The 14,671-nt window shown below is 67.9% G+C and carries 12 protein-coding genes; 5 read left to right on the top strand and 7 right to left on the bottom strand.

Features of this window, described 5'->3' with window-relative positions; all coding sequences use genetic code 11:
• Window positions 1-18 precede the first annotated feature (18 nt).
• The 3 genes from ASE30_RS13985 to ASE30_RS13975 are packed head-to-tail and all read left to right on the top strand — an operon-like array spanning window position 19 to window position 3,305.
• Entirely contained in the window at window positions 19-1,494 is a 1,476-nt protein-coding gene (locus tag ASE30_RS13985) for an AMP-binding protein (RefSeq protein WP_057284900.1), read from the top strand.
• On the top strand, window positions 1,491-2,165 hold the full coding sequence (locus tag ASE30_RS13980; protein WP_057284899.1) for an alginate O-acetyltransferase AlgF: 675 nt from the start codon (window positions 1,491-1,493) through the stop codon (window positions 2,163-2,165). The genes ASE30_RS13985 and ASE30_RS13980 overlap by 4 nt, the downstream gene beginning before the upstream one ends.
• 9 nt (window positions 2,166-2,174) lie before the next feature.
• Window positions 2,175-3,305: an acyl-CoA dehydrogenase family protein gene (locus tag ASE30_RS13975; protein WP_057284898.1), complete on the top strand. Its 1,131-nt coding sequence runs from the start codon at window positions 2,175-2,177 to the stop codon at window positions 3,303-3,305.
• 12 nt (window positions 3,306-3,317) lie between these two features.
• Here ASE30_RS13975 and ASE30_RS13970 read toward each other — a convergent pair whose 3' ends face one another.
• The 5 genes from ASE30_RS13970 to ASE30_RS13950 all read right to left on the bottom strand — a co-directional run bounded on the left by ASE30_RS13970 (window position 3,318) and on the right by ASE30_RS13950 (window position 7,743).
• The gene (locus ASE30_RS13970; protein WP_057284897.1) at window positions 3,318-4,280 is read right to left on the bottom strand and encodes a DUF4434 domain-containing protein; all 963 of its coding nucleotides are present in this window, start codon (window positions 4,278-4,280) and stop codon (window positions 3,318-3,320) included.
• A 120-nt stretch (window positions 4,281-4,400) separates the two neighbouring features.
• Window positions 4,401-4,814, bottom strand: coding sequence for a YidB family protein (locus ASE30_RS13965; RefSeq protein ID WP_057284896.1), 414 nt, complete (start codon window positions 4,812-4,814; stop codon window positions 4,401-4,403).
• A 164-nt stretch (window positions 4,815-4,978) separates the two neighbouring features.
• Window positions 4,979-6,193, bottom strand: coding sequence for a lytic murein transglycosylase (locus ASE30_RS13960; RefSeq protein ID WP_057284895.1), 1,215 nt, complete (start codon window positions 6,191-6,193; stop codon window positions 4,979-4,981).
• Window positions 6,190-6,906 (bottom strand): MOSC domain-containing protein, encoded by a 717-nt coding sequence (locus ASE30_RS13955; RefSeq protein ID WP_057284894.1) that lies wholly within the window; start codon window positions 6,904-6,906, stop codon window positions 6,190-6,192. The genes ASE30_RS13960 and ASE30_RS13955 overlap by 4 nt, the downstream gene beginning before the upstream one ends.
• A 15-nt stretch (window positions 6,907-6,921) precedes the next feature.
• Complete coding sequence (locus tag ASE30_RS13950) at window positions 6,922-7,743, bottom strand: ferritin-like domain-containing protein (protein WP_057284893.1); 822 nt, start codon at window positions 7,741-7,743, stop codon at window positions 6,922-6,924.
• A gap of 96 nt (window positions 7,744-7,839) precedes the next feature.
• Here ASE30_RS13950 and ASE30_RS13945 point away from each other — a divergent pair, with 96 nt between their 5' ends.
• Window positions 7,840-8,967 carry a GNAT family N-acetyltransferase gene (locus ASE30_RS13945; RefSeq protein WP_057284892.1) on the top strand — a complete coding sequence of 376 codons (1,128 nt, stop codon included), beginning with the start codon at window positions 7,840-7,842 and terminating at the stop codon, window positions 8,965-8,967.
• Between the two features lie 28 nt (window positions 8,968-8,995).
• On the opposite strand, the gene ASE30_RS13940 is transcribed toward ASE30_RS13945, so the two are convergent.
• Window positions 8,996-9,466, bottom strand: a complete 471-nt coding sequence (locus ASE30_RS13940; RefSeq protein ID WP_057284891.1) for a DUF1854 domain-containing protein — start codon at window positions 9,464-9,466, stop codon at window positions 8,996-8,998.
• Window positions 9,467-9,487: 21 nt separating this feature from the next.
• Window positions 9,488-11,773 (bottom strand): ABC transporter ATP-binding protein, encoded by a 2,286-nt coding sequence (locus ASE30_RS13935; RefSeq protein ID WP_057284890.1) that lies wholly within the window; start codon window positions 11,771-11,773, stop codon window positions 9,488-9,490.
• Between the two features lie 259 nt (window positions 11,774-12,032).
• Here ASE30_RS13935 and cphA point away from each other — a divergent pair, with 259 nt between their 5' ends.
• Window positions 12,033-14,648 (top strand): cyanophycin synthetase, encoded by a 2,616-nt coding sequence (gene cphA / locus ASE30_RS13930; protein ID WP_057284889.1) that lies wholly within the window; start codon window positions 12,033-12,035, stop codon window positions 14,646-14,648.
• Window positions 14,649-14,671: the final 23 nt, after the last annotated feature.

The raw sequence follows: 14,671 nt of genomic DNA, 5'->3' as shown, positions 1-14,671 counted from the left end.
GGCCTGGAGGGCTGGACCATGCGTTTCGATTTCAACACCTACGATTTCACGGACACCACGGCCGGCGCCGCCGCCACCGCGGTCGTATCCGCCCAGGGCAGCCTGTCCTGGGCCGCGCTGCGGGCGGCCACCGCCGTCTGGGAAACGGAAGCGCGCCAGGCCGGCGCGCGGCCCGGCGTGCCGCTGCTGATATCGGGGCACAAGGAAGCCGCGTTTCTCGTGGCCATGCTGGGCTGCCTGCGCCTGAACGTGCCCTTCGTGCCGGTGGACGTCATCAATCCGCCCGAGCGCGTGGCGCGCATCGGGCAGCTCGTGCAGGCCGGGCTGCGCTACGACGCGCAAGCCGGCGCCTTCACCCCCGCGAGCGACGCGCCGGCGCCCCTGGAAGAAACGGGGCTGGCCTACATCATGTTCACGTCCGGCAGCACGGGCGATCCCAAGGGCGTGCAGATCGGCCGGGAAAGCGTCACGCTGTTCGCCGGGTGGATACAAGACTGCCTGGCCCTGGGCGCCGCGCCCGCCTTCATGGACCAGATGCTGTTCAGCTTCGATTTCTCGCTGTTCAACTGGGTGGGCGCGCTGGCGCTGGGCGGCACGTGCGTGCTGTGTCCGCGCGAGACCATCGGGCAGCGCGATGTGTTCGTTTCCTACCTGGCCGAGACCCGCATCAATGTGTGGGCCTCGACGCCGTCTTTCGTGCGGCAGCAATTGTTCAACCCCGCCTTCGATCAGGCGCATCTGCCCGATCTGCGCGTCTTCGTGTTCGGCGCCGAGTCCCTGACGCCGGCCATGGCCGAAGAACTGTGGCAGCGGTTCCCGCGCGTGCGCATCGTCAATTCCTACGGGCCGACGGAGGCCACCTGCTCCACGGCCTGGGTGGAGATCGATCCGGCCTTGCGGGCGGCTGCGCCCAACCCCTACCCGATCGGCCGCGCCAAACCCTACGCCGAGGTCTTCATCGAAAACGGGGAAATCTGCATCGCGGGCGACCACGTCATGCGCGGCTATCTGAACCGCCCCGACCTGAACGCCACGCGCATGTTCACGCGCCACGGCAAGCGCGGCTATCGCAGCGGCGACCTGGGCGACCAGGACGCGCAAGGCCTGGTCACGTTCCGCGGACGGATCGACGATCAGATCAAGCTGCACGGCTACCGGATCGAGCTGGCGGAAATCGACGCCGCCCTTGCCGCCCTGCCGGGTGCGCGGGCGGGCGCCACCGTGGCGCTGCGCAGGCCCGACGGCGCCATCGTCCGGCTGATCGGCTTTGTCGAACCGTCCCTGCCCGGTCCCGCCGGCCTGCAGCCGCTGCCCGCCGAACTCGGCGACTGGAAGCACAGGCTGGGCCGGCGGCTCCCGCCTTACATGATTCCCTCCGAACTGGTGGCGTGCCACCGCTTTCCCACCACCAGCACCGACAAGGCAGACCGCAAGCAGCTCGAACGCTTGTACCTGGATGCCCGCCTCAGCAAGAAACCGGAGCCGCAAGCATGACACCCCGCCTTTACCGCCTGGCCCTCGCCCTGACGCTGGCCGTCGGCGCCGCCCCCGTGTTTGCCGAGGGCGTGCTCGCCCAGCTCTACGCCGCGAGGCCGCCGGCCGGCTCTTCCTTCGTGCGGGTGGTGAACCCGCATGTCGGGCCGCTGCGCGCGCAGATCGCCAGCGGCCCCGAACAGGAGATCGGCCCCGCCGTGCAGGCCACCACCTATGCCATCGTCAAGGGCAACCAGCCCTTCGACGTGCGGATCGACGGCAAGCCCGCCGCCACGCTTCAGGTGGCGCCGGACACCTTCAGCACGCTGGTGCCGCGCCGCGACGGCGGCAGGCTGTCCTTCAGCATCATCGACGACAGCGCCGGGGCGCAGGATGCCTTGAAGGCGGAGCTGCGCTTCTACAACTTGGCCGCGGACTGCCCCAGCGGCCAGTTGGGCGTCAGCCCCACGGGCCCGGTCCTCTTCCCGAATGTCGAATCCGGCGCTTCCGCCGCGCGCGCCATCAACCCCGTCAGTGCGGCCCTGGCCGCGGGCTGCGGCGCTGCCGTCTCGCCGGTCCTGCCGCTGCCCGCTTTGCAGCCCGGCGACCACTACAGCCTGTTCCTGACCGGCACCGCCGACGCGCCGGCCTTGCGCGGCCAGGTCAGCGGCACGGACCCCTACAGCAGATAAGGAGGCGCCATGCGCCGCGTATTCAGGGACGATCATGAACTGTTCCGCGACCAGGTCCGGCGCTTTGTCGCCAGCGAGATCGCGCCCCACTACACCGAATGGGAAAAAGCCGGCGTGACGCCGCGCGCGCTGTGGCGGCGCGCCGGTGAAGAAGGCCTGCTCAACTGCGCCGTGCCCGAGCCCTATGGGCTGGGCGGTGACTTCGGGCATTCCGCCGTGGTGATCGAAGAGCTGGCACGCGCGAACTTCCTGGGTATCGGATTCTCCATCCATTCCGACATGGTGGCGCCCTATCTGCTGAATTTCGGCACCGGCGAGCAGAAAGAACGCTGGCTGCCGCCCATGACCCGCGGCGAAACCATCGGCGCCATCGCGCTGACCGAGCCCGGCGCGGGCAGCGACCTGAAGGCCGTCCGCACGCGCGCGTGCCGAGACGGCGGGCACTATGTGCTGAACGGCCAGAAGACCTTCATCACGAACGGCGTCAACGCGGGACTGGCCATCGTGCTGGCCAGCACCGATCCGGACCAGGGAGCGCGCGGGCTGTCGCTATTCTGCGTGGAAGAGGGCCTACCCGGCTACACCAAGGGTGCGGCGCTGCAAAAGATCGGGCAGCACAGCCAGGACACCTGCGAGCTGTACTTCGATGACGTGCGCGTGCCGGCGGACTGCCTGCTGGGGCCGGGGAACGCCGCCTTCGAGATCCTGACGCGTGAACTGGCGCGCGAACGGCTGGCGATCGCGTTGCGCGCGGCCGCCTCTCTGGAAGGCATGCTGGAGGAAGCGGCGCAATACACGCGCGACCGCAAGGTCTTCAGCCGCCGCGTGATCGATTACCAGAACACGCGCTTCAAGCTGGCCAACGCCCGCGCCCAGAGCACCATGCTGCGCGTGTTCCTGGACGACTGCCTGGCGCGCCAGATGGAAGGCGAACTGGACCCGACGACGGCGGCCATCGCCAAGCTCAACGCCACCGAGATCCAGGGCAGGATCCTCGACGATCTGCTGCAGATGTACGGCGGCTACGGCTACATGGCGGAATACGGCATCGGCCGCGCGTGGGCGGATGCGCGCGCCCTGCGTATCTTTGGCGGCACAAGCGAGGTGATGCTCGAGATCATCGGCCGCAGCTTCAACTGAAGCGGGCCGCGCTCAGATGCGCGCCGCCAGCCAGTCGCGCATCAACGCGCGCGCTTCCGGGGTGTCGTCGATGACCCAAGGGTCCATCGCAAACGCCACCACCCGCTTGGCGCCGTAGCCCCGGGCGATCTCCCACTGCCGACGGACGCGTTCGAAGTCGGCGGAGCGCGCCTTGAAGGTAGAGCCGTCGGTGGCGCCGGAGGGCAGTTCCTCGAACAGTTCCAGGATCAGGTCGAACGATGCCCCGCGCGCCAGCAGCATGTCGTGCAGCGGCTCCAGCGCCCGCAGGTTGTCCAGCCCCGCCACGCCCACGCCGTCCTGGATCATCGGATGGATGCGCACACGGTCGAGAATGCGGCTCCACAGCGTTGCCAGCGAGCCGTCGGTCGGCAGGCGGCTGTGATAAGTGGAAACGCAGGGCACGCCGCGGCTGGTGGCCTGGGCCGCGCGCGAGTATGCATCCAGCCAGGGCATCAGCAGGGCCTGGCGCTCGGAAGACGCCCAGTTGTATTGCTCCAGCTCGTACGGCAGATACCAGCCGCGGAAGGCCCGGCGATCCGGCCAGCGCGCTTCCTGCATGTAAGCCACGCCCCGCTCGCGGGTGTGGTCCAGGTAGGCGGCAAGGGCGGCGTGGTCGGTCCCCGCCAACATATCCCACCAGCGCTGGTCATAGGGCAGACCCACGTGCACGCCGAGTCCCTGGCGTTCGGCCTCGTCAAAGAGTGTGCGCAGCACCGCGTCGGGCGCCATCCAGTCGTCCGGCCGCCCGCCTTCCAGGCCGACCCATTGCAGGAAGATCTCACGGCAACCCAGGCGCCGGAAGGCCGACAGCCGGCGGCGCCAGTCCTCGGGTCCGAGCGCCAGGTGGCTGCGCCAGAGCTGCAGAAAGGTGGCGTTCAGCGACAGCGGCGGCGAGCAGGCGGCCAGTGGTGCCAAGGCGCCGAGCGCCAGCGCTTGGAACAGGCGCCGGCGCATGGGAGAGGCCGGCGCCTGCCACCCGTGCCGGCGCAAGGAGGAAGCCGGCGCCTTGAACCCGCGCTCGCGAACGGGAGAAGCCGGCGGTGGACGGATCAGGAAAGGAATCCCGCGCCGCCCTTAACCGCGATTGCCGAACATGCCGGACAGCGAGGCCAGCAGGTCGGTCGGATTGAATTGCTGGCCGGGCTGCACCGCGCCATCGGGCGTCGCCTTGTCGACAAGCTGCGGCAGCAGCGCGGATAGCGAACCCAGCACGGAATCCGTGTCCTGACCGGTTTTGGCGGCCAGTTCGTTCACGACGCCCGGATCCAGCACGGAACCGAGCTCGCCCGGGCTGACGGGCAGGTTCTGCCCGGTGCCCACCCAGGACGCGACGATTTCGCTCAGGCCGCCCTTCTGGAAGCTGGCGATCAGGCCGGTGAGGCCGCCCGGGTACTTGTTCAGTTGCTCGATCAACGCGGGCAGCAGCGATGCCTGTCCGCCTTGCTGACCGCCGCCGGCCATTGAGGCCAAGGTATCCAATAGACTCATTGCCTCGCTCCTGAAAAAAGTCGGAAAACCAGTATAGGCCCACGGCCGGCGCCGCGCGTGCCATCCCGGCGCCCATGCGCCGCAACTTTGCAAAACTTGTAAATGGGCAGGGGGCGCGGCCGCCTGCCACCGCAAGAGACCGTGCCGTGGAGGGCCGGCGCCGCTCAGTTCGCGGCCGTGGGGGCGGCCGATGCCTTCAACGCCTGCAAGGCTTTCATGCCCGCGCGGCCGTCCGGCGGCAGGCCCAGTTCCCGCTGCGCGGCCTGCAAGGCCTGGCGGGTCCGGGCGCCGATCATTCCATCGGGTTCGCCCACATCGTGGCCGCGGGCGATCAGCAGCCGCTGCAGCTCGCGCCGTTGCGCCCGGGACAGCCCCGGATCGTCGGTGGGCCAGGCCTGCACCAAAGGCCCGCCGCCGCGCAGCCGGTCCGACAGGTGCGCGATCGCCAGCGCGTAGCTTTCCGCGGCGTTATAGGAATACAGGGCGTCGAAATTGCGCGTGACCAAAAACGCGGGGCCGCTCCGGCCCGCCGGCAGCATCAGGCCCGCAGGCGTCTCGCCCGCGGGCAAGGCCTGCCCGTCGGCCCGGACCACGCCCTGGCGGACCCAGGACGACATAGGCCGCTTGTTCTTGCGCCCCGCTCCGGCCGTGTCCAGACCGGCGGGCAGCTTGACTTCGTAGCCCCAGGCCAGCGCGGGATTCCAGCCCGCCCGCTTCAGGAAGTTGGCGGTGGACGCCAGCGCGTCGGGCACGCTGTCGACCAGGTCGCGCCGGCCGTCCCCATCGAAGTCCACCGCCAGCCGCAGGTAGGTGGAAGGCATGAACTGGGTCTGGCCGAATGCGCCCGCCCACGATCCGGCCAGACGCTCGGGCGCGATGTGCTCGTCCTGGATGATCTTCAGGGTGGCGAAGAACTCACCCCGGAAATAGGCTTGGCGGCGGCCGAAGCACGACAGCGTGGACAGCGAGGTCAGGAGCGGCCGGCCGCCCAGCGTGCGCCCGAAATTGCTTTCCACGCCCCAGACGGCCGCGATGGTGGCCGGGTCCACGCCATATTGCTTGGCGGCGCGGTCGAGCTCGGCCTGCCAGCGCGCCATGCCGGCCCGTCCGTCCGCCACGCGTTCGTCGTCCACCAGGCCCGCCATGTAGTCCCAGATGGGCGTCTTGAACTCGGGCTGGGCATCCAGCAGATCGATCACCGCCATATCGGGCGCCAGGTTTGCGGTGTGCGTGTCGAACGCCGCCCCCGACACGCCGGCCTTCAGGGCGGGCGCGCGCAACTGCGCGAGGCAGGCGGCAAAGGCGTCCGCCGCCTGGGCCGCGGGCAAGGGCAAGATCAACGCGGCGCCGGTCAGCGCGAAGGACAAAAGGGATTTCATGCCTGGGATTCCTTGGGGGATGGCGACGCCGCATCGCCTTCGAGGCGCCGCGTCCAATCTTCGACTTCGCCTGCGCGGGCGCGTTTCTCGAAGAGCGTGCGCCAATTCGGCGACAGCTCGGGCAGATCAGCCAGGGCTCGCAGCACGTCCGGGTCCAGCACGCGGCGGTTCAGGATGTCCTGCACGTGCGCCAGCGTCCATTGCGGATGCGGACGCTCCTGCAGGGATAGCGTATCGCCCGCCTTCAGCCAGCCGGTCGCCAGCACGCGGTAATACCAGCCGGTCATGCCGCTGGCCTGTACCTGGGCCGCCATGCCGCGACGGCCGAAGCGGTGATCCAGTTTCCAGCAAGGCTGCCGCGCCTGCGACACCTGAATCAGCGCCGTGCCCGCGCGGTAGATATCGCCCACGCAGACGTCGCGTTCCGTCATGCCCGTGGTGGAGAGGTTCTCGCCGAAGGCGCCGGGACCGTCCAACACGGCGCGTTCACCCAATGCGGCACGCCAGGCCGGGTAGTGGTCGCGCGCATAGTGATGCAGCGCCTTTTCGGGACCGCCATGAAAGCGGCGATCGGCCTGCTCGTCGCCGCCCAGGCCTTCCGGCCCCAGCCGCAGGCGCTCGGCAACGGGATGCTTGTCGATGCCGCTGTCGCGCCCGGAGTCGCCCAGCGGGCGCACCGTGCCGGTCAGCAGCGCATCTATCGTGATGTCCATTCTGGCGCCTTCCGGTCAGCCGGCCTGCAGGGCGGCAAGCTCTGCTTCGTTGAAACCCGCGGCGCGGCGCGCCTCAAGGTTGAAGGGGCCGCGCAAGCGGGGAGCATCGTACCGGCGGGCCAGCTCGGCGTAGCAGGCCACGGGCTCCCTGCCCGCTTGCGCGCATTGTTGCCGGTACCAATGGTTGCCGATGGCGACGTGGCCGATCTCGTCGCGCAGGATGATGTCCACGATGGCCGCGCTGTCCGGGTCTCCGGCCCCGGCCAGCTTGTTGCGGATCATGGGCGAGGCGTCCAGGCCGCGCGCCTCCAGCGTGCGCGGCACCAGCGCCAGGCGGGCGAGCAGATCGTCCTGCGTTCTTTCCGCCATGTCCCACAGGCCGCTGTGCGCCGGGAAATCGCCATAGGCATGACCCAGCGCGTCCAGACGCTGGCGCAACAGATCGAAGTGATAGGCTTCTTCACGGGCGACGCGCAGCCAGTCCCGGTAGAAGGCCTCGGGCATGCCGGCAAAACGCCAGAGGATATCCAGCGCCAGGTTCACCGCGTTGAATTCGATATGCGCCAATGCGTGCAGCAGCGCCGCGCGCCCCTCCTGCGTGGCCATCGAACGTTGCCTGACCTGCGCCGGCGCGACCAGTTCCGGCCGTGGCGGGTGGCCGGGCAAGCCCGGCAGCGGCGCGAACACGCGCTGGCAATCCAGCACGGCGTCATCGGCGATGGCGCGCACGCGCTCGAGCTTTTCCGGCCATGCCGTGGCCGCCAAGGCCGCCAGCGCCTGCTCTCGCATGCAGTTCGGACCAAACCCCTGCGCGGCGGGGACCGTATTGCTGACCATGATGATTCCAATCCCGGGCGGACCACGGCCGCCTCAAAACCCTGAAAAGCCTGTGGCTTCGATACCCTGCATTGACGGAGACTTTATCATTCAGCGATGGATTCCCCGCGCCTGACCATTGAAACCGATCTGTCCCGCATCGACGCCCGCCAGTGGGACGCGCTGGCGGGGGACCAGCCCTTCCTGCGGCACGCCTTCCTGCACGCCTTGCACGAAACCGGCTGCGCGGCGCGCGGCACCGGCTGGGCGCCTCACTACCTCGCGCTGTGGCGCGGCGCAGCGCTGGCCGCCGCCGTGCCCCTCTACCTGAAATCGCATTCGCGCGGCGAGTACGTGTTCGACTATGCGTGGGCCGACGCCTTCCAGCGGCATGGCATGCGCTATTACCCCAAGCTGCTGTCGGCCATCCCCTTTACGCCGGTGACGGGTCCTCGGCTGCTGGCGACCAGCGACGAAGACCGCGCGACGCTGGTGCGCGGGCTGGTGGCCTTCGCGGAAGAAATCAAGGTGTCGTCGCTGCATCTGCTGTTTCCCATCGACGCCGACATGCGCGTGTTGCGGGATGCGGGCTTCATGATCCGGGAAAGCGTGCAGTTCCACTGGACCAACGCCGGCTACGCGGACTTCGATGCGTTCCTGGCCACCATGAGCCACGACAAGCGCAAGAAGATCCGGCAGGACCGCAAGAAAGTCGCCGCAGCCGGACTGTCGTACCGCTGGCTGCGCGGCCACGAGATCCGCGCGGCCGACCTGGCGTTTTTCTATGAATGCTATTGCCATACGTATTTCAACCATGGCAACCCGCCCTACCTGAGCCGCGAATTCTTCGAGCAAGCGCACCGCGAACAGGCGGACGCCTTCGTGCTGATCCTGGCGGAACGCAACGGCCAGCCGGTGGCGGCGGCGCTGAATCTGGCGGGCGGCGATGCGCTCTACGGCCGCTATTGGGGCGCGACGGAGTATGTGCCGGGGCTGCATTTCGAAACCTGCTACATGCAGGCCATCGCCTATTGCATCGCGCACGGCATCGCGCGCTTCGAGGGTGGCGCGCAGGGCGAACACAAGATGGCGCGCGGGCTGCTTCCCACGCCGACCTGGTCGGCGCACTGGGTCGCCCACCCTGGATTCGCCGAGGCGATCCAGAACTTCCTGGACGAGGAGACCGCCGCGGTCACGGACTATCTGGGCGAACTCGAATCCCATACGCCCTTCAAGAGCGCCTGATCCGTGCGGCGCGCCGGCCGCCGGCGCTTCAAAGAAAGCGGTCGAGCAGCTTGCGGCTGTGCTTGTCCAGCGACTGGATGTCGCGCACCAGATAAAAGATGCCGTGGCTGTCGGCGATCAGCAAGGTCTGCGGGCTCAGGCGGCGGATGTCTTCTTCGCCGCGCAGCGTGAAGGACGTGGGGCCGCGATCGGTTTCGACCTTCCAGGTGCTGGGCGTGGCGTACGTCGACACGCTGGCCAGCTTGCGGATCTCGGGCATGAATTCGCGGCCCGCGAGTTCTTCCTCGATCAGCTCCCGCTGCGCGGCCGGCACGTCGGACAGGTGTTCGATCCAGACCAGTTCGTGGCCGTCACTGGTCACCAGCGACAGGCCGCGGCCCGCTTCGCTGATCGGAAAGGCGCGCACGGGAATGACGCCTTCATGCACTTCCCCGTCGGCGGATTGAAACTCCAGGCGCCCGAAGGGATTGCGGCGCAACTGAAAGAACGGCAACGTCATGACGATAATCCCGGTTCCGTGTCAGGCCACGGCGGCCATGTCTTCGCCGCCCGACGCTTGCGCATCGGCTTCGGCCTGGCGCGCTTGCGCCTGATACAGGCGATAGTAGGCGCCCTCGCGGGCCATCAGTTCTTCGTGCGGCCCCTGCTCCACGATCTGGCCGCGGTCCAGCACCACCAGGCGGTCCGCCTTGCGCAACGTGCTCAGGCGGTGGGCGATGGCGATGGTGGTGCGGCCGCGCACCAGGTTGTCCAGCGCCTTCTGGATTTCCTTTTCGGTGGTGGTGTCCACCGACGACGTGGCTTCGTCGAGAATCAGGATGCGCGGGTCGATCAGCAGCGCCCGGGCGATGGAAATGCGCTGGCGCTCGCCGCCGGACAGCGCCTGGCCGCGCTCTCCCACCAGCGAGTCGTAGCCGTGCGGCAGCCGCAGGATGAATTCGTGCGCGTGGGCGGCGCGCGCCGCGGCGACGATCTCGTCGCGCGTGGCGTGGGGCTTGCCGTAGGCGATGTTCTCGGCGATGGTGCCGAAGAACAGGAACGGCTCTTGCAGCACCAGGCCGATATTCTGGCGATAGTCCGCCACGCGCACCGAACGGATGTCGGCGCCGTCCACCAGCACCGCGCCTTCGGACACGTCGTAAAAGCGGCAGATCAGGTTGATCAGCGTGCTCTTGCCCGAGCCGCTGTGTCCCACCAGGCCGATCATCTCGCCCGGGGCGATGGTCAGGTTCAGGCCCCGGATGACCTGCCGGTTGCCGTAGCGGAAACCGACGTCGCGCAATTCGATGCGGCCGTTGATGTGCGGCAGCTTGGCCGGATTCTGGGGTTCGGGCACGCTGGAGACGTGGTCCAGGATGTCGAAGATGCGCTTGGCGCCGGCCGCCGCCTTCTGCGTGACCGAGACGATGCGGCTCATGGAATCCAGGCGCAGATAGAACCGTCCGATGTATGCCAGGAAGGCCGCCAGCACCCCCACGGTGATCTGCCGTTGCGACACCTGCCAGATGCCGAAGATCCAGACCACCAGCAGGCCCACCTCGGTCAGCAGGGTGACGGTGGGAGAGAACAGCGACCAGGTGGTATTGACCCGGTCATTGACTTCCAGGTTGCGGTTGTTGGCTTCGCGAAACCGCGCGACCTCGCGCTTTTCCTGGGCGAACGCCTTGACCACGCGTATGCCCGGGATGGTGTCCGCCAGCACGTTGGTGATCTCGGACCAGATGCGGTCGACCTTTTCGAAGCCATGCCGCAGGCGGTCGCGCACGGCATGGATCATCCAGATGATGAAGGGCAGCGGCACCAGCGTGACCAGGGCCAGCCACGGGTTGATGGTCACCAGGATGACCGCCGTCATGACGATCATCAGGATGTCGGTGGCGAAGTCCAGCAGGTGCAGGGATAGAAATACGCAGATGCGGTCGGTCTCGCTGCCGATGCGCGAAATCAGGTCGCCGGTGCGCTTGCCGCCGAAGTACTCCAGCGATAGCCCCTGCAGGTGCTCATAGGTGGTGGTGCGCAGGTCGGCGCCTATGCGCTCGCTGACCCAGGCCAGGATGTAGGTCCGCGCCCATCCCAGCCCCCAAGCCAGGAAGGCGGACGCCAGCAGGCCGCTCAGGTAGAGCCGGACCTTGGCGTAGTCGATCGGCGCGCCGTTCTGGAACGGAATCAGCACGTCGTCCATCAGCGGCATGGTGAGGTAGGGCGGCACCAACGTGGCCGCGGTGCCCAGCAGCGTCAGCAGGAAACCGGCAATCAACGGGCCACGGTACGGCCGCGCGAAACGCCAGAGGCGCAGCAGCGCCCAGGTGGAGGACGGCGCCGCCTGTTCCTGGTTGCACGTCGGGCATTCTTCCTCGCCCGCGGGGATGACGTTATTACAGATGGTGCAGGCGCGTTCCGCCAGGTCTTCCACCTGATGGCCGGAAAGGCGGATGGACTGCTGGGTCTCGAACTGGGCCAGCAAACGCAGGGCGGCCGGATTGCGGGCCAGCGTGAAGCGCCAGATGCCAAGCCGCGCGGTGTCGTCGTGCAGCTCGAGTACGGCGGCGCCCGCGTGGTCGGACAGGCTGAGCCTTAATTGGGGGCCATATGGCCAGGATTCCCAGCGGGTATCGTCCGAATGGCGCGCAAGCAGACGGCGGTCGGTGACGGCGACCAGGCCTGGCTGGAATTTCAAACGCTGATCGAGGTCTATTTCGACCCACGCCAGCAGGTTTTCGCCGTCCGCCAGTTCGGCAAGGATTTCATCCCGCCAGCGGGCAGGAAAGGCATCGGCAAGGCCGGAAAGCAGGTGTGGTTTTTTCATTGGAACGCATACCGGGCCAGGACTCTGCCCTACTAGGCGGCACCCGGTTTGACGCCGTCGGCGGCAAACGTGTCCCTTCCTTACAACACAACGAGTTCACGCCTTGAAGGCGTCGTATAGTAGCAGCCGATTTTTCTAATTAGGAATATCTGGGATCCCCCGCTCGTCGGCATTATTCTAAAGGCGCAACCCCAATAAATTCGCGGTCTTGCATAGGGGCGTCCGCGCGTGCCAACCTGCTTCTCACGTAAATTAAAACATGAAAAAGAAAGACATTGAATTTCTCGATGTCGTGGCTTTGCGCGGCCCGAACATTTGGACGTATCGCCCGGTCCTTGAAGCATGGGTGGATATCGGAGAGCTGGAGGACTACCCGTCCAACACGATTCCCGGATTCTACGAGCGCCTGACCGAATGGCTGCCGACCCTGATCGAGCACCGTTGCAGCCCCGGAGTCCGGGGCGGCTTCCTGGCCCGCCTGAAAGAAGGCACCTGGCCCGGCCACATTCTTGAACATGTAACCCTGGAACTCCAGAACCTGGCCGGCCTGCGCGGCGGGTTCGGCAAGGCCCGCGAGACCTCCACGCGCGGTGTCTACAAGGTGGTCGTGCGCGCCTGGCAGGAACAGGTCACCCGCACCGCCCTGAACGAAGCCCGCGACCTGGTCATGGCCGCCATCGAAGACCGCCCTTTCGATGTGCCCGCCACCGTCTCGAAGCTGCGCAGCCTGGTCGACCGCCACTGTCTCGGCCCCAGCACCGCCTGCATCGTGGACGCGGCCGATGACCGCGACATACCCTACATCCGCCTGTTCGAGGGCAACCTCGTGCAGTTCGGCTACGGATCGGCCCAGCGCCGCATCTGGACGGCCGAAACCGACCGCACCAGCGCGATCGCGGAAGGCATTTCGCGCGACAAGGATCTGACCAAGGAGCTGCTGTCGACCTGCGGCGTGCCCGTGCCGGAAGGCCGCCTGGTCGAAAGCGAAGACGACGCCTGGGACGCGGCCGAGGACATCGGCCTGCCCGTCGTCGTGAAACCCTATGACGGCAACCATGGCCGGGGCGTCTTCACCAACCTGACGACCCGCGAAGAAGTGGTCTCCGCCTACCGCGTGGCCGTGGACGAAGGCAGCGGCGTGATCGTCGAACGCTTCGTGCTGGGCAACGAACATCGCCTTCTGGTGGTCGGCGACCGCATGGTGGCCGCCGCCGCCGGCGAGCCCGCCTGGGTGACCGGCGACGGCAAATCCACCATCGCCGAACTGATCGACAGCCAGATCAATACCGATCCGCGCCGCGGCCGTACGGAAAACCACCCGCTCAATCCGGTGCGCCTGGATTCCGCCGCCCGGCTGGAAATCGCCCGCCAGAACCTGTCCGAAGACAGCATCGCCCCCGAAGGCCAGCGCGTGCTGGTTCAGCGCAGCGGCAACGTCGCCTTCGATGTGACCGACCGCGTCCACCCCAGCATCGCGGCCACCGTGACGCTGGCTGCCCGCATCGTGGGCCTGGACATCGCCGGCGTGGACCTGGTGGCGGAAGACATCTCCCGCCCGCTGGACGAACAGCGCGGCGCGATCGTCGAGGTCAATGCCGGCCCGGGCCTCCTGATGCACCTGAAGCCCGCCGACGGCACGCCGCGCCCGGTCGGCCGCGCCATCGTCGACCATCTGTTCCCCGATGGCGACGCGGGCCGCATTCCCATCGTTGGCGTGACTGGCACCAACGGCAAGACCGTGGTGGCCCGCCTGGTGGCGCGCTTGCTGCACCTGTCGGGCAAGCGCACCGGCCTGGCGTGCAGCGAAGGGCTCTACCTGGACCGCCGCCTGGTGCAGAAAGGCGACCGCGCCGACTTCGCGTCGGGCACCCGTCTGTTGATGAACCGCAACGTGGACGCCGCCGTCATCGAAAACGACAGCGGCGTGATCCTGGGCCAGGGCCTGGCCTACGACCGCTGCCACGTCGGCGTGGTCACCAACATCGACGACGCGGACCACCTGGGCGACTTCGACATCAATGAAACGGAGCGCATGTTCAACGTGTTCCGCACGCAGGTGGACGTGGTCCTGCCCGGCGGCGCGGCGGTGCTGAACGCGCGCGACCCGCGCGTGGTGGAAATGGCCGAACTCTGCGACGGCGCCGTGATCTTCTTCGGCATCGATCCCGCCCTGCCCGCCATCGCGGCCCATCTTGGGCAGGACGGCCGCGCCGTGTTCGTGCGCGACGGCTGCATCGTGCTTGCGCAAGGCGCGCAAGAAGAGCGGCTGGCCGACGTGGCGGCCATTCCGCTCACGCATGGCGGGCGCGTGGCCTTTCAGGTCGAGAACGTGCTGGCGGCCGTGGGCGCGGCCTGGGCGCTGGACATCCCGGTTGAATTGATCCGCGCCGGGATCGAAACCTTCGATATCGATCAGGCGGATGCCCCCTGGCAATTCACCCTGTTCGAACGCAAGGGCGGCACGGTCGTGGTGGACGATGTGCACAATGCGTCGGCGCTGCGTCCGCTCATCGCCGCGATCGACCAGTTCCCGTCCACGACGCGCGCCGCCGTCTACTCGGCCGGCGCGGACCGCCGCGATGCGGACCTGATCGAACAGGGCAGGCTGCTTGGCGATGCCTTTGACCGCGTCGTGCTCTATGACGACATGACCGTGCGCAGCAAGCGGCCCCAAGGCCAGGCGCGCGCCCTGCTGCGCCAGGGCCTGGCGCAGGGCAGCCGCGTCAAGGACGTCCAGGAAGAGCCCGATCACGGCAAGGCCATCGAAAGCGTGCTCGACGGCATCGCGGCGGGGGACTTCGTCCTGCTGCAGTCCGACGAGGCGTTCTCCGGCCCCACCATCGACCTGGTCCGCCGCTGGATTCAGCAACACTGACAATATCCGCGCGCGCCCGCGGC

The sequence above is a fragment of the Achromobacter sp. Root83 genome (assembly GCF_001428845.1).
Lineage (GTDB): Bacteria > Pseudomonadota > Gammaproteobacteria > Burkholderiales > Burkholderiaceae_B > Achromobacter.
Note: the sequence above shows the minus strand (reverse complement) of the source record. Positions and strands in the feature narration are given on the sequence as shown.